At 42.8% G+C, this 15,288-nt stretch carries 13 protein-coding genes; 12 read left to right on the top strand and 1 reads right to left on the bottom strand.

Annotated elements, in window-relative coordinates:
* Window positions 1-20 precede the first annotated feature (20 nt).
* From HMPREF9331_RS02430 to HMPREF9331_RS02380, 11 genes are all read left to right on the top strand, one after another.
* Window positions 21-1,205: a dicarboxylate/amino acid:cation symporter gene (locus HMPREF9331_RS02430; RefSeq protein WP_016419574.1), complete on the top strand. Its 1,185-nt coding sequence runs from the start codon at window positions 21-23 to the stop codon at window positions 1,203-1,205.
* Between the two features lie 77 nt (window positions 1,206-1,282).
* Window positions 1,283-2,212 (top strand): PfkB family carbohydrate kinase, encoded by a 930-nt coding sequence (locus tag HMPREF9331_RS02425; protein WP_016419573.1) that lies wholly within the window; start codon window positions 1,283-1,285, stop codon window positions 2,210-2,212.
* A 3-nt stretch (window positions 2,213-2,215) separates the two neighbouring features.
* Window positions 2,216-4,117 (top strand): class II glutamine amidotransferase, encoded by a 1,902-nt coding sequence (locus tag HMPREF9331_RS02420; protein ID WP_016419572.1) that lies wholly within the window; start codon window positions 2,216-2,218, stop codon window positions 4,115-4,117.
* Between the two features lie 199 nt (window positions 4,118-4,316).
* Window positions 4,317-4,670: a winged helix-turn-helix domain-containing protein gene (locus HMPREF9331_RS02415; RefSeq protein ID WP_016419571.1), complete on the top strand. Its 354-nt coding sequence runs from the start codon at window positions 4,317-4,319 to the stop codon at window positions 4,668-4,670.
* Between the two features lie 207 nt (window positions 4,671-4,877).
* The gene (locus HMPREF9331_RS02410) at window positions 4,878-5,522 is read left to right on the top strand and encodes a hypothetical protein (RefSeq protein ID WP_016419570.1); all 645 of its coding nucleotides are present in this window, start codon (window positions 4,878-4,880) and stop codon (window positions 5,520-5,522) included.
* Window positions 5,523-6,197 carry a tRNA (guanosine(37)-N1)-methyltransferase TrmD gene (trmD, locus tag HMPREF9331_RS02405; RefSeq protein WP_009641031.1) on the top strand — a complete coding sequence of 225 codons (675 nt, stop codon included), beginning with the start codon at window positions 5,523-5,525 and terminating at the stop codon, window positions 6,195-6,197.
* A gap of 18 nt (window positions 6,198-6,215) precedes the next feature.
* Window positions 6,216-7,355: an AAA family ATPase gene (locus tag HMPREF9331_RS02400; protein ID WP_016419569.1), complete on the top strand. Its 1,140-nt coding sequence runs from the start codon at window positions 6,216-6,218 to the stop codon at window positions 7,353-7,355.
* Window positions 7,356-7,363: 8 nt separating this feature from the next.
* Window positions 7,364-8,317, top strand: coding sequence for a signal recognition particle-docking protein FtsY (gene ftsY / locus HMPREF9331_RS02395; protein ID WP_009641032.1), 954 nt, complete (start codon window positions 7,364-7,366; stop codon window positions 8,315-8,317).
* Between the two features lie 11 nt (window positions 8,318-8,328).
* Window positions 8,329-8,721 (top strand): hypothetical protein, encoded by a 393-nt coding sequence (locus HMPREF9331_RS02390; RefSeq protein ID WP_040356987.1) that lies wholly within the window; start codon window positions 8,329-8,331, stop codon window positions 8,719-8,721.
* 348 nt (window positions 8,722-9,069) lie between these two features.
* Complete coding sequence (locus HMPREF9331_RS02385) at window positions 9,070-9,978, top strand: hypothetical protein (protein ID WP_016419567.1); 909 nt, start codon at window positions 9,070-9,072, stop codon at window positions 9,976-9,978.
* Window positions 9,979-9,985: 7 nt separating this feature from the next.
* Window positions 9,986-11,977, top strand: coding sequence for a TonB-dependent receptor (locus HMPREF9331_RS02380; RefSeq protein WP_016419566.1), 1,992 nt, complete (start codon window positions 9,986-9,988; stop codon window positions 11,975-11,977).
* Between the two features lie 67 nt (window positions 11,978-12,044).
* Here the strand turns inward: HMPREF9331_RS02380 and terL are convergent, their stop codons facing one another.
* Window positions 12,045-13,910: a phage terminase large subunit gene (gene terL / locus HMPREF9331_RS02375; RefSeq protein ID WP_016419565.1), complete on the bottom strand. Its 1,866-nt coding sequence runs from the start codon at window positions 13,908-13,910 to the stop codon at window positions 12,045-12,047.
* A gap of 606 nt (window positions 13,911-14,516) precedes the next feature.
* Here terL and HMPREF9331_RS02370 point away from each other — a divergent pair.
* Complete coding sequence (locus tag HMPREF9331_RS02370) at window positions 14,517-15,167, top strand: outer membrane beta-barrel protein (protein WP_016419564.1); 651 nt, start codon at window positions 14,517-14,519, stop codon at window positions 15,165-15,167.
* Window positions 15,168-15,288 lie beyond the last annotated feature (121 nt).

Here is a 15,288-nt window from a genome sequence, read left to right as displayed (position 1 = left end):
AATCGTTAAACATATAAGATATGAAACTCAGAAAAATATACACAAACCTATTATTCAAGGTATTCTGTGGAATACTCTTGGGAATTCTTTTGGGCTGGCTCACGCTCAAGGGCTGGTTCCCTCAGTGGATTTATAGAATACTACTGACCTTCAAGGGGCTTTTTGGTAGCTTTCTAGGCTTTGCAATACCGCTGATTATTATGGGGCTTGTGATGCCCTCCATTAGCAAATTAGGCAAGAGTGCAGGACGCTTGCTGCTCATTACGGTGGGAATTGCCTATTCATTCACTTTATTTTCAGGCTTTTCTACCTATTTTGCTTCAGAGGCGATATTCCCTTCGTTACTTGAAAATCAGCATATAAAACCTATGGGAGATGAACAGGTACTCACACCTTTCTTCTCTATCCAGATGCCCCCTATAGCTGATGTGATGACCGCCTTAGTGCTTTCTTTTATCATGGGGATCGGTCTCTCTCTCAAGGAAAAATCAGTACTCTCTGGAGTGATAGAGGAGTTTGGTGAGATCGTTAGCTGGCTCATTGCCAAGGCCATTATCCCTGTATTGCCTTATTATATCATGGCTATCTTCGCTGAAATCACCTTTGGAGGGAAAGTAGTTTCCGTCATAGAGGTGTTCTTTAAGCTCATTGTGGTACTCTTTATCATGCACATACTCCTTTTGATTATACAATACCTAATAGCAGGAGGGATTGCAGGGAGGAATCCATTCAAATCACTTATAACCATGTTGCCAGCTTATGCTACAGCCTTGGGTACCCAATCCTCCGCAGCAACCATTCCAATTACCCTACAACAAGCCATAAAGATGGGGGTATCGCCTCGTATTGCAGGTTTTGTCATTCCACTGTGTGCTACTATACATCTTTCGGGAAGCACCATGAAAATCACCGCTTGTGCTATGGCTTTGATGCTTTTGGAAGGTATGCCTTTTGACTTGGAACTCTTCTCAGGCTTTATCATGATGCTAGGCATCATTATGGTAGCTGCCCCAGGGGTACCAGGGGGAGCAATTATGGCTGCACTGGGTATCTTAGGTTCTATGTTGGGCTTCAATGAGGAGCAACAAGGACTGATGATTGCTCTCTATGTGGCTATGGATAGCTTTGGTACCGCTTGTAATGTAACAGGCGATGGAGCTGTAGCCTTGATAGTCAATAAGATAGAGGAAGGTAAAAGCGCATAAACGCAAGTTATAAAATATTTGCTAATCCAAAAATTAGTAGTACCTTTGCGTTTTCATTAAAGAGATTTTCAATAGAGATGAACAACAAACTACTTACAGTAGGAACTTTAGCCTTTGATACTATAGAGACGCCTTTGAGCAGGGTGGAGCGCACCATGGGAGGAGCCGCCAATTATAGTGCTTTGGCAAGTGCTATCTTTGATGTAGAACAGGCCGTCGTATCGGTCATAGGGGAGGACTATCCACAATCTTTTTTGGACTACCTTATAGAACGTGAGATAGATATTTCCCAAATAGAGAAAGTACAAGGAGGGCGCAGCTTCTTTTGGAGTGGGCGTTATTTTACCAATATGAACAAAAGGGAGACGCTTGAGACTCAGGAAAATGTACTTAGTGGCTATACGCCTAAAATAAATCCAGCGTTCTCCGATGCCTCCTTTGTACTGCTGGGAAACCTACACCCTAAAGTACAACTTCAGGTATTGGAGCAACTCTCTTCAAGACCAAGCCTTGTGGTTTCTGATACCATGAACTATTGGATAGATCATACACCTGAATTGTTAGAAGAACTTATCCGAAAAACCGATGTGCTTACCGTAAGTGATGAGGAAGCCTTTGCCCTTACAGGAGAGACTCTTTTGCTTAGGGCTGTAGAGAAGTTACAACAAAAAGGAGCTTCTTATATCATTATCAAAAGGGGAGAGCATGGCGCTATGCTTTTCCACGAAGAAAAAAGATTCTTCACGCCTGCCTTGCCCCTGACACAGGTATATGACCCTACGGGAGCAGGAGATACTTTTGCAGGAGGTTTTATAGGCTATATGGCACAAACAGGAGAAGTCTCCTTTGAAAACATGAAAAATGCCTTGGTATATGCCACTACCTTGGCCTCTTTCTGCGTAGAACAGATGGGAGTAGAGAGACTACTTTCTCTAACCAAGGAGGAAGTGCTTCGACGCCTTTTCTGCCTAAAAGAATTGACCCAATTTGAAATAAAAGTCGTCTAAAAAATGAGTGATGCTATCAAACACGAATGCGGAATTGCACTACTTCGCCTTCTTAAACCTTTAGAATATTATCAGCAAAAGTACGGAACCCCCTTCTATGGGTTGCATAAGATGTACTTGCTGATGGAAAAACAACACAATCGCGGGCAAGATGGGGCAGGAATCGCCAATATTAAGCTCGATATGCAACCAGGCGAGCGCTATATAGGACGTGTGCGCTCAAATGATTCCCAACCTATTCAGGATATCTTCAAGCAAATCAACTCTCATATCAACGAACTGCTCAAGAGCCATCCAGAGGCTAAGGCAGATGTACAAGCCCTTAAAAAGCTCATACCCTACTTGGGCGAGGTGTATTTAGGCCATGTGCGCTATGGTACTTTTGGGAAAAATAGCATAGAGAATGTACACCCTTTCCTTAGGGAGAACAACTGGATCTATCGCAACCTTATCTTGGCTGGAAACTTCAACCTGACCAATGTTAATGAACTCTTCAACAAGTTGGTAGAGCTTGGCCAACATCCAATTGCTAAGACCGATACAATTACTGTTATGGAACGTATTGGTCACTTCTTGGACAACGAAGTAGAGGAGTGTTATCGCCGACTCAAGCAGGAGGGTATCAGTAAGCGAGAGGCTTCTCCGCTGATTATGGAGCAATTGGATATGGTCAAAGTACTCAAGAGGGCTGCCACACGCTGGGACGGAGGTTATGCCATGGCAGGTATTGTAGGGCATGGGGTTTCCTTTGTAATCAGAGATCCTGCCGCTATCCGCCCTGCTTATTATTACAAGGACGACGAAGTGGTGGTAGTAGCTTCCGAACGAGCCGTCATACAAACAGCCTTTAATGCACCTTTTGAGCAAGTGGAAGAGCTACCCGCAGGAGCCGCTATTCTTATCAAACGAGACGGCTCCTCACAGATAGAACAGATCTTGGAACCCACAGAGCGCAAGGCATGTTCGTTCGAGCGCATCTATTTCTCTCGCGGTAGTGATCAGGAAATCTACTTAGAGCGAAAGAAATTAGGCGCTTTGCTTCTGCCACAGGTACTTCGCTCTATTGATAATGATCTGAAGAACACCGTCTTTTCCTATATCCCCAATACGGCAGAAACGTCCTTTTATGGACTGATAGAGGCTGTATCTGAACATCTTAACCAAAAGAAAAAGCAGCAAATCCTTCAGCAAGGTGCCACTCTGAATGAGGCATGCCTTAATGAAATCCTTTCAGTACGCCCTCGTATAGAGAAGGTAGCCATTAAGGACGTAAAGCTACGTACCTTTATCACTGAAGATGCAGGTAGGGAGGATATGGTTGCCCATGTGTATGATATTACCTATGGTTCGGTAAGAAAACATGAGGATAATTTGGTGATTATTGACGATAGTATCGTACGAGGTACTACGCTCAAGAAGAGTATCCTCAATATCCTCAACCGCTTAGAACCCAAGAAAATAACAGTACTTTCCTCAGCCCCTCAGATTCGTTACCCTGACTGCTATGGGATAGATATGGCGCGCTTGGAAGACCTTATAGCCTTTGAGGCAACCCTTGCTCTACACAAGGACGCAGATACCTACGGGGTAGTGGAGGCCATTTATAAGAAATGTCTCGCTCAAAAAAACAAGCCCGATGAGGAAATTATCAATTATGTCAAAGAACTTTATGCACCTTTCACCACAGAGCAAATATCTCTAAAGATTACTGAGCTTTTGCGACCAGAGGCAATGCAGTGCGATTTAGATATTATCTTCCAAAGTGTGGAAAACCTACACAAGGCTTGTCCTAAGAACTTGGGAGACTGGTATTTCACAGGCGATTATCCTACCGTGGGAGGTAATAGAGTAGTCAATCAGGCCTTTATCAACTTCTATGAAGGGAATAAACAACGCGCATATTAGTGACTAATGACAAGTGACAAGTGACTAATGACCAATGACTAATCAAATTATTGATTATTAAAGTGTTGCGACAAAAGTGAAAAAAATATTGTGTTTTTCAAAATAAATGTGTATATTTGCATTACGATTTGAGAATAGGTAATTTTCTGATTATCAACTTAAAATACGCTGTAAGGTACCAATTTAGCTGAGAAACATCATGGAAAATAATCTAAAAATAAAAGGGAATATCTGGATAGAGACCGATACGGGGCTGGAAATTAATGCAGTTAAGGCATTACTTTTGGAGCAGATCGATGTTTTGGGTTCTATCTCAGAAGCTGCAAAAGTGTTAAATATTCCTTATCGTCGCGCATGGGGCATGATTCAAGAAATGAACCGAAATTCCTCCTTTGAAATTGTAGCCAAAGAAGCGGGAGGAAAAGCAGGAGGTCATAGCATCCTTACCGAGGAAGGCAGAGATATTCTCCAACTTTTCAAAGATGTAAATGACAGCTTAAAGCAATATAGCAAGGGGGAAAATGGCTGTTTCTCAGGCTGGAAAGAGAACTAACCCCCCTCATCCGTAGAAACGTAACAATTTTTAGGTTAGCTACAATAAAAAGAGGAACAAGGATATGCTCCAAGTGAGGGCTTTTCTTGCTCCTCTTTGTGGTAAATGCTCATAGTAAACAAATTTTTGTTAATAATAAACGATAGGGTATTTTATTAGAGAAAAAATAGTATTTTTGCACAAGAAATAAAAAATATAAATCTGAAAATGACACGAAAATTATTTATTATTGGTTTTGCCCTCTCTTCTTTACTAGCGACAGCACAGAGTGAGACAGAACAACAACAAGAACTTACACCAACACGCTCTCGTACAACAGCGGAAGCACCCCAAGAGGAAAAGCAATATCCTGCAACCATAGAAGGTCAGTTTGATGAACTGGTGGATAAGTCAGGAAACTGGGAAAAGTTCAAGCTCGTAAAGAAAGAAAGTATATATACCTTTAAAAAATCATTACTTGATAGTCTTAGTGGACAAAAAACATTACTTCGTGAGAAATTGGACACTATCAGTGCGCAATCCTCTCGTATAAAAGAGCTAAATCTCAATATACAAAACCTCCAAAGTGAGCTTGATAAAGAGAAAAATCGCAATGATAGCATAGATTTCCTAGGAATTACCATAGAAAAAGGGGTATATTCCATTATTGTATGGGGGATTATCGTGATTTTAGTTATACTTTTGGTGGTATTTATTTCTCGCTTTACCAGTTCCAACAGCATTACTCGTGGGGCACTGAAGGATTTGGAAGATTTGCAAAACGAATACGAGGAATATCGTACCAAAGCCATTGAGCGCGAACAGAAAGTACGCCGCCAATTGCAAGATGAGATTAACAAACATCGTTCTTAAATGCGTATTGATATTATAGCGGTTGTTCCAGAGTTACTCCAAAGCCCTTTTCAACACTCTATTTTTAAACGAGCTGTGGAAAAGGGATTGGCTAGTGTCTATTTCCACGATTTACGCCAATATGGTCTGGGCAACTACAAGCAAATAGATGATTATAGTTTCGGTGGGGGAGCGGGCATGGTGCTGATGATAGAGCCTATTGACGCTTGTATCTCGGCACTCAAGGCAGAACGCAACTATGACGAAGTCATATACCTTACTCCCGACGGACATACCCTCAATCAGCCTATGGCCAATGCGCTTTCTCTGAAGGAGAATATCATCATTCTCTGTGGCCACTACAAGGGGGTAGATCAGCGTGTGAGAGACCACTTCGTAACCAAAGAAATATCTATAGGAGACTATGTGCTTTCAGGAGGCGAGCTGGCCGCAGCAGTATTGGCTGATGCCATTGTGCGCCTCATCCCTGGGGTACTCTCCGATGAGACTTCTGCTCTGACGGACTCTTTTCAGGATAACCTCTTGGCCCCGCCCGTATATACACGGCCTGCTGAGTATAAGGGCTGGAAGGTGCCTGATATACTCCTAAGTGGCAATACGCCCCAAATAGATGCTTGGCGCGAAGAACAGGCCTATAAGCGCACCGAGGAGCGACGACCTGACTTATTAACTTAAAAAAAGGAACCAACATTAATGAAAATTTTAGAATCAAAATATTACAGGGAAATAAAAATACTGGGCGTAAACGGAGATGACGAACTCGAACTCTTTGACAAGAATCGTTATCTTACCTCCAAAGCCCCTTTCAGATATTTGTTATCGGACTTGATGTGCGACATCTATCTCTCGAATGACGACCTGATTATCCAGCGAGATAAGCTCCAACATTTTGTGAAATGTACAGATTTCTATACCTTGGACTATTCTTCTAAGAACAACAAACTCTACGAAGATGAGGAATGTTATTTTCACCCTAAGTTGGAGGTATTTATTCTTATTTCACACAACCTGACCAACGAATATGACTCCGAAATGTTCGAAGAGGGACTCTATAAGGTCAATTATGTGTATTATAACAACAATCAATCTGCTTCAGTAGAGGGACTAAAGGCATTATTCTCTGAATACTTAGAGAAATATCAGCCTAAAAAGGCAAAAGTTTCCATTTTGCTCAAATCTCAGAATGGTTTTGATGTAAAAACACATACAATCAAGCCTTTCCGTATTGATTTTGATAGAATGTACAACGATGATTTCTTGGAAGTACACAACCGAGTGAAGAAGAGTATCACCGATGAGAACAAGGGCATTGTACTCTTTCACGGGATTGCGGGTTCTGGTAAGACCAACTACATAAAGTGGCTCACTAGCCAGATACCTAACAAGAAATTTATCTTTGTTCCTACCTCTATGATCGCCTCTCTTACGGATCCGTCCTTTATAGGAGTGCTTATAGATCATAAGAACTCGGTTTTGGTCTTGGAGGATTGTGAGAACTATATAGCTGAGCGTACTGCACTTAACAGTAATACCGATGTGGTCTCCTCCATACTGAACATAGCCGATGGTATGCTTTCCGATGTGCTTGAGTGTCAGCTTATCTGTACCTTTAACTCGGATATATCTAAGATTGATTCTGCGCTTTTGAGGAAAGGGCGCTTGATCGCTGAATATAAGTTCAAGGAACTTTCGGTGGAGAAGGCCAATAATTACCTACGTTCCATAGGAAAAGAGCCTACCATCACCAAGCCATGTTCCTTAGCCGAACTCACCAACATGGAAACCAAAGCTCTAAAAGAGGATACTGATACTCCTAAAATAGGCTTCAAATAGAAAAAACTATGAATTTTTTTAAAAAATTATTCTCCTCCGAAAAAAAGGAAACCTTGGACAAAGGCTTAGAGAAATCAAAGACCTCATTCTTTGATAAGCTCACCCGTGCTATTGCAGGCAAATCCAAGGTAGATGACACTATTTTGGACGAACTGGAGGGCGTTTTGGTCAGCAGTGATGTGGGGGTGAATACCACTCTGAAAATCATTGAGCGTATAGAGAAGCGCGTAGCCGAGGATAAATACTTGGGCACAAGCGAACTGAATAAGATTCTTAGGGAAGAAATAGCAGGACTGCTCTCACAAACAGAAAGAGGAGAAGCGGTGGATTTCTTTGTCCCTACCGAGCGCAAACCTTATGTGATCATGGTGGTCGGTGTCAATGGGGCAGGGAAGACCACAACCATAGGTAAGCTCGCTTATCAGTTCAAAAAGAAAGGCCTCAAGGTAGTCTTAGGGGCTGCGGATACTTTCCGTGCGGCGGCCATAGACCAGCTGCAAGTATGGGCAGATAGGGTAGGGGTACCCCTTGTCAAGCAACAGACAGGCAGTGACCCTGCTTCGGTGGCTTATGATACGCTTTCTTCGGCACTCTCTCAAGAGGCCGATGTGGTAATTATAGATACAGCGGGACGTTTGCATAATAAAATTAATTTGATGAATGAACTCAGTAAGGTAAAGCGCGTGATGCAAAAGCTCTTGCCTTATGCCCCTGATGAGGTACTCTTGGTACTCGATGGCTCTACAGGTCAAAATGCCTTCGAACAAGCCAAACAATTCACTTTGGCTACGGAGGTTAATGCTTTGGCTATCACTAAGCTTGATGGTACAGCCAAGGGTGGGGTAGTTATAGGTATCTCCGATCAGTTCCAGATTCCCGTCAAGTATATAGGTGTAGGGGAAGGAATTGAGGACTTGCAAGTGTTCAACAAATACGAATTTGTAGATTCTTTCTTCAAATAGTTATGATAAAAATGAGAAAAAGAGTACGCTTTTTCGTTGTAATCCTCTCTTGTATGGTACTGCTTAGTGCCATACGTGGGGGGCTTTTTTTCTCTTATTACCTAATCAATCCTACACAATTCATCACTCTTTTCTGTGAGAATAAAACCAATACACAAAAACACTGCGATGGTAAGTGCTTTTTAGCCAAAGTATCTTCTGAAAACACACAGGAACAGACTGATGTAAAATTTGATTTTACAAAACACCAAACAGAGGTTTTTTGTGTAAAAATTCCTACATTTGAAACGCTTGTCCTCTGCACTACAGAACAAACACTTCTTTTTTATTATCATTTTTCTACTTGGGAAAATATAGTTAAGGAAACACTGAGACCCCCCGTTTTTTTAATCATTAATGGTTAATGATTTAAGTTTCGCAAGTTGTTTTTAGGTTGCTATTGAAATTATAAGTAACTGATAAACAATTATTTGTAAAAACCTCCCCCCAACCCCCCTCCAAAGGGGGAGCTTTAAGGGCGTTGAAATGGTCTAATTTGTTTATTAAATTAGAAAATTTCCCTTTTATAACTTATTGAACCTCTATTACTTACTAACTCTCCCCTTGAGGGGGGTAGGGGGGATGTTTTGAGAATCAGTTGATTACAGAGCTTGCGAAACTTAAGTTAATGATTAATGATTAATAAGTTTGGTATTAGTCATTATTGGCATTAATCATTATTTACGTTTCTACTATTTATAAATCAGAAAAAAATGAGAAAAATATATATCCTTATACTTATTGCTATAGGGCTGTCCTCTTGTACCGTGGAGAAAACACCCTTTGGCAATCGTCTTCACTTTGCCTCTCGTGGTGAGCTGCAAGAAGTAACACAAATAAAAGAGAATGAGCACCTTATCTCTGTTGAATCCTCTGGCGGAGAGTTTTTGCGTGGTTATAATGCCTTGGCAGTGAAAATCACTACAGCACAAACCTTTGAGAAGCTCAATGTGGAAAAAGTAACCCTTTCTATAACTCGTACCAATGAGCGTGGAAAGTCCAGCTATATCCCTTATAGCCAAGTACTTGACAACAGCGAAGATAGCCGTATCTTCAAAGGATTTGCTGTGTTCGATACTCCTAAAAAATATTCGGTACTTAACGCCACTCATACAGGTATCAAAACGCCTTGGCACCTGCACCTTACTTATGTCATAGAAGGTAGGGAGTATCAGGCAGAAAAAGAGATTACAGTATGGGACACGCGTAACCCTAATCTTAATATGACCCAGTTTCAAGGTCGTGATGGCAAGAAATACATGATTGCCCTCACGGCACCAGAAATTCCTAAGGTAGCCCTCAATGACCTTTCCGCGGGGATATGGGTACAACAGCCCGATAGCACTTATGCTGTGGCGAACCATTACCTCTTGGAGCTGGATCCTCGTATGCCAGGGGAGGATATGGGAAACCATTCGTCTCCAGACAACCAAAACTTGACTCAAGGGGCAGATGGCTTCTATCATGGGAAGGTGAACTATACCATGACAGGTTATTGGACACTTAATTTTATTCTTAAAGATGCTCAAAAGAGAGTCATCAAAGGCACTGAAGTACCTAATACAGTGAAAATGGGCGTCTTCGGTGAGCAAAGTGAACTTCATATTGATATTTTATTCTAAGAAACACATGAAAATATATATAACGTATTTTTTTTTATTAGTGATAGGGTCTGCTTATGGACAAATAAGCAAAAAAGACAGTATAATTCGCCTTAAGGAAGTCGTAGTAGCTGAGAAATTTCGTAAAAAACAAATCCAGTCGGACGTAAAACTTTCTTGTTCGGTAGATGAATATTTGGCCACTTCCGATAACATTAGCTTTATCAAGCGTGGGGCTTACGCTTGGGAGCCTATGCTTAACAATATGAATACGGAGCGCTCCTCCATCACCATAGAGGGCATGCACATCTTTGGGGCTTGTACCGATAAGATGGACCCTGTAACCTCCTATGTGGAGACGAACAACCTCTCTAAAATAGATGTACATTCGGGACAGGAAGGCGGCATGCATGGGGCAACTATCGCAGGGGGGATAGACCTCAAGCGCAAGCGAGTGGCTTTCTCTGAAGCGCCTACCTATGGAGGCTCGGCTCAGCTGGGTTTCCAACAAAACAATGCCCATCGCTTTGGTATGGCAGACCTCTATTATTCCTCTGAGAAATTTGTAGCCGACGGAACTGCTGCTTATCGCAAGGCCGAGAGCTACAAGGACGGACATGGAGATAAGGTCAAGCACTCCCAATTTGAGAAATACAATACCTCCCTGGGTTTGGCCTACAAAACCAGTGAGCTCTCTGCCCTGAAAGCCGATGCCATCTTTGATGTGGCTAAGGATGTGGGTTATCCTGCCCTGCCTATGGACACTTGGCTGGCACGCGCCTTGATATCTTCACTTTCCTTTAAGCAACTCTTTGAGGAAGGTATGCTCAAGGTTTGGGACTCTAAGTTCTATTTCAATGCCATAGAGCACTATATGGACGATACCACACGCCCTGAAAACCTTGTACATATGGACATGCCAGGCTGGACAACTACTTATGGGCTTACTTCTAAAATCCTCCTTAAGAAAGACAACTATACCGCTGATATTCAGCTTAATGGTTATTCTAACTATTCGCTAGCAGAAATGACTATGTACCCTAAGGACAGGAGCAAGGTCAATGGCTTTGCCTTTACTTGGCCTGGAGTCACGACCAACTATGGAGGGCTTTCGTTCTCCAATCAGTGGGAGCTGACCGATAGGGAACAATTTACCTTAGGCGGCACGCTGGGGGTACATCATAACCATATAGAATACTTGGATTTTATTCGTGTATTCAATCAAAATACGGCTGATTCTCCTGAGAACAAGACCCGTTTTCTGCCCAGCTTACATGCTACTTATCAGCTGAAATTAGCCCCTTTCACCCTTTCCATGGGAACAGGCTATGGGCATAGGGCACCTTCTGTTTCGGAGGCCTATGGGTACTATATATACAATAGCTTTGACCGCTATGACTATATAGGTACTCCCAACCTTAAGAATGAAATTTCCTACGAACTCAATGGAAGTCTTAGCTATGAAAACCAAGCCCTTATAGTGGAGGCTAAAGTGAATCACTTCTATATAGAGAACTATATATTGGGTAAGATCTTGCGTATAGCCTTTCCTATGAATGCGGCATCGGTAGGGGTGAAAAAGTACGAAGCACTGGCACATGCCAAGATTTTCAATGCTTCGCTGAACCTGAGTTACCATTTCTTAGAGCACTTCCACTGGAAAGGAGGACTTAACTATGCCAAGGGTACGGACTTTGAGGGGGAAAACCTTCCTTTTATTCGTCCGCTTAGCTATCAGTCTTCCTTGCAGTATAACCAAGGAAGCTTAGGGGCAACTTTCTCATTCAATGGAGACTTTACACAAACTGCCTATTCACCTCAATATGGAGAAGACCGTACTCCTGCTTATATAGTGTATAATCTTTCGGCCAACTATCGTTTCCCTATAGGCAAGCAGACCCTAAGGTGGGAGGTTGGCGTGGAAAATATCCTCAACAACTATTACAGCACCTATGCCGATTGGGGAAATATCCCTCGTATGGGGAGAAATATCTTTACCAGCGTAGGAATCACATTTTAGTGAAAAGTGAAGAGTGAAAAGTGAAGAGTGAGCGCCTGAATAGCGTTTTTCACTTTTCACTATTCGCTTAAATCCTTCCAAACATCTCCGCCACACTGACTCTCTTGGGGGGCTGGCGGCACTCTATGGAGCCTGTAAGGGCATCAGGCGCATCGTCATGAGCGTTGGTGCCCACACGAAGGTAACCCGTGAGGTCACGGGCAAACTTCGGGAAGCGCTTTTTCCAATCCAAAGGCATCTTGATGAGCTTCTGCACCGAGGCGGAGGCCGCAAAAATCCTTGCGGTCTTGTTCTGATTCTGATGAAAAGGATTAAAGCGCGTCAGTCGGTTGCCCATATCCCATGAGCGTTGTTGCAGGTTGCTGACAAACAAATTTCCGCCGTTGTTACTCTCAATATGGCAGCGCTCTACTTGGTGTTGCTGCAACATATAAGTCAGCGTGGTTTCGGTAACCTCCATAGGGTCTTTGGTGTAGAGTACATCGGTAATGTAATTGCCGTCCTCTGCTTCTTTGTAGAACAAAGCACATAGGTAATCCGCCCCACTATCGGCCGCGTCAATATATGCTACTGAGTAGGAACGAGAAGGCAAGTCGGTATAACAGCTGAACTCTTCGTACATCAATCCTTGGGAAGGCTGTGGATTTTGTTGGTACAAACTCTCAAAGACTGTAGGGGAGCGACCTTTTATCTCCAATAGTTTTTCCAAACTATGTCGTTCAGGCCATAGAGGTTCTCCTTCTGCTATAGGGTCTTGTTCGCTTGGCGGCCTGTTCTGTATAGCAGGAAAGCTGACGAGTAGCCAACCTTGCGGGTTTTCTATAGGGTCATATACGCCCTCTTGTTCTAAGAGTCTGCCTGCTAAATCTTCCATGTGCCAGCGGGTAAAGACTAACAGCTGTTGGCTATCGTTGTGCAAACGTGTGGAAGCTACCGTATCGTACCAGTCGGCCACATTTTGGCGAATTACTGGCGACCAAGCCGACGATGCATCTTTGTATAAGTCGTCCATAATCAGCATATCCACAGGTTCGCCAGTTAGGGAACCTCCTACGCCAATCGTCTTGAAACTACCTTGGTAGCCTACAATCTCACACTCATCGGAATTGCGGGCGTAGTTGCGACTGCGTCGGCCTTGTTCTTGGTAGCTTGCCTGACCTGCGAGGAGCGTTTGTGGAAACAGCTCATAGTAGTGATCATCGTCCATGATACGTTGGAGTTCGCGGTTGAACTTACGCGCTTTGATAGCGTTGTAGGAAACAATAACAATACGTTTGTCTGGGTCTTGTCCTAAGACAAAAGCAGGCAAGCGACGGGTAGCACCCTCGCTCTTGCCGTGTTGGGGCGGCATGGTGATCATTAGCTTTTTGATTTCTCCCATGGCAAAGCGGGTTAGCACCTCGTAATAGGCAATGTGGAAAGGGGCAGGCGCAAAAGAAGGGAGTGTATGGCGGGTGAAGGAGAGGAGGTTCCTCTCCCCCAACCTCCTCTCCGAAGGCGAGGGGGCTACTAAGCAGGTGCAGGCTTCGGAGGGGTAATTGTTGTAGACTGTATTGGGTTGGGGATATTGGGGTTGGGCAGGTGTAGGGGCAAAGTCCGCGAGAGTGGAGTATGTGAGCAATTCGCCCTCATAATTGTTCGTGTTATTATCCGTGTTGTATTGGGTATTTTGTGATTGAGCATATTGGGGTTGGGCGAATTGCCATTCGCCCCTACGATGGGACGCTGGCTTATCAGACGTTGCATAAGCAGGCGTTGCCCGCTTTTCACTATTTCCTTTTCGCTTTTCACTTCCCATAGCCCATCCTTCTAAACGCATAATGATACGGATAGCGGCAATACTATTGTTGATGGTAGGGACTATGGTCTCTCCATTGCTATCTAAAGGCTCACGACGAGCGTATGTCCAAAGAATTTCTAAAGCCTCTTCCATAATTTCAAGGTAAAAAGTAAAAGGTAAAAGGTAAAAGGTAAAAAGTAAACTACTTGCAATCCTTATAAGACGCAATAAATTGCGTTTCTCCCCTAACGCTGGCTAAGACAACTCCTGATGAGCGTAGTCATCCGTAGAGACGCAATTTATTGCGTCTTAATGAATTGGACTATACAATTATTTTTTACTATTGATTGGCATTTGTAGTTTCTTCATAAAGAGCCAAAGGCTCTAATCATATAGGCACGAGCTGCAAGCTCGCGCCAGCGAAGGGGGGGCAGTGGTCAGAAGTCTGACGTCGGTAATCAGCCATTAGTCGCAATAGACTGAAAACTGACCACTGACCACTGATCTCTGAATAACGCAGCAAAATTACAACATTTAGGACGGGGAAGTCAAGGAAATGGCTGGTGAGAAGTAAGAATTTATACAATAAAAAATAATGTTAAGCATTTAACAGTAGGTAGAGGTCAGAAGACTATAGTCAGTCTATGGTAGCTTAAGATTAAAAACTCAAAATTTTCCTTGATTTTTTTGTGAGAATATTGTATTTTTGCAGTTCAGATCAGTGGTGAGAACTACTCACTAACAGCTAAAATATAGAAAATGAAAAGACTAACTTTATTATTATTCCTCTTAGCTACAGTGTCTTATGGTCAAGGAGCGAAATTTGGAGTACGTATTGGTTTTACGGTTGCAGACTTATATATAGACGGGCGAGGCTTTGATACGGCCAATGTGCTCAATAGCAATCGCAGAATGGAGTATGTAACAGACCTTATCTATACAGGTCATGTGGGAGGCTTTGTGGAGATAAAACTTCCTAAAAGATTCTATATAGAACCAGGAGTAAACCTAACTGTCTTGGGCGCAGAATATGGAAACGTTAAGGTTTTTAAGGGAAGAGATGACGACTATGAAAGTGATAACTACTACAGAAGAGACAAAGTATACATCACCCAGCTGAACCTACCTGTTTGGATAAAATACAGAGCCGTAGCAGGCTTACACCCTAAAGTGGGCGCTTATGTCGGTTATTTGGCCGCTGTCAAAGAAAAGAGAGACGGAAAAACCACTGAAGTGCATCCCAAGTACCGCAATGGCGAGGTTGATTTTGGCTTGGGAGCAGGCGTAGAGTACCATTTCCCAAGGGGCTTTTTCTTGGATACCAATTTTAATGTAGGCCTATCCAATCTTTCCGCCAGGGGAGAGGTGCGAAACTTTTTCTTACAGACAGGGATAGGGTATAAGTTCTAAAAGAGGTACGTAAAAAGAGAAAAATTTTTAGGAAATTTGTTGGATATTACAAAAGAAAGTTGTACCTTTGTCGGACACAAAATCCTCCAAATGGATTACTTTTTAACTGATTATTTTATAA

This window comes from Capnocytophaga granulosa ATCC 51502 (assembly GCF_000411115.1).
Lineage (GTDB): Bacteria > Bacteroidota > Bacteroidia > Flavobacteriales > Flavobacteriaceae > Capnocytophaga > Capnocytophaga granulosa.
Note: the sequence above shows the minus strand (reverse complement) of the source record. Positions and strands in the feature narration are given on the sequence as shown.

Coding starts and splice junctions, on each gene's coding strand:
- HMPREF9331_RS02410 (WP_016419570.1), top strand. CDS start 4,878: ATGACACGAAAATTATTTATTATTGGTTTTGCCCTCTCTTCTTTACTA.
- trmD (WP_009641031.1), top strand. CDS start 5,523: ATGCGTATTGATATTATAGCGGTTGTTCCAGAGTTACTCCAAAGCCCT.
- HMPREF9331_RS02420 (WP_016419572.1), top strand. CDS start 2,216: ATGAGTGATGCTATCAAACACGAATGCGGAATTGCACTACTTCGCCTT.
- HMPREF9331_RS02400 (WP_016419569.1), top strand. CDS start 6,216: ATGAAAATTTTAGAATCAAAATATTACAGGGAAATAAAAATACTGGGC.
- terL (WP_016419565.1), bottom strand. CDS start 13,910: ATGGAAGAGGCTTTAGAAATTCTTTGGACATACGCTCGTCGTGAGCCT.
- HMPREF9331_RS02385 (WP_016419567.1), top strand. CDS start 9,070: ATGAGAAAAATATATATCCTTATACTTATTGCTATAGGGCTGTCCTCT.
- HMPREF9331_RS02430 (WP_016419574.1), top strand. CDS start 21: ATGAAACTCAGAAAAATATACACAAACCTATTATTCAAGGTATTCTGT.
- HMPREF9331_RS02380 (WP_016419566.1), top strand. CDS start 9,986: ATGAAAATATATATAACGTATTTTTTTTTATTAGTGATAGGGTCTGCT.
- HMPREF9331_RS02425 (WP_016419573.1), top strand. CDS start 1,283: ATGAACAACAAACTACTTACAGTAGGAACTTTAGCCTTTGATACTATA.
- HMPREF9331_RS02390 (WP_040356987.1), top strand. CDS start 8,329: ATGAGAAAAAGAGTACGCTTTTTCGTTGTAATCCTCTCTTGTATGGTA.
- HMPREF9331_RS02415 (WP_016419571.1), top strand. CDS start 4,317: ATGGAAAATAATCTAAAAATAAAAGGGAATATCTGGATAGAGACCGAT.
- HMPREF9331_RS02370 (WP_016419564.1), top strand. CDS start 14,517: ATGAAAAGACTAACTTTATTATTATTCCTCTTAGCTACAGTGTCTTAT.
- ftsY (WP_009641032.1), top strand. CDS start 7,364: ATGAATTTTTTTAAAAAATTATTCTCCTCCGAAAAAAAGGAAACCTTG.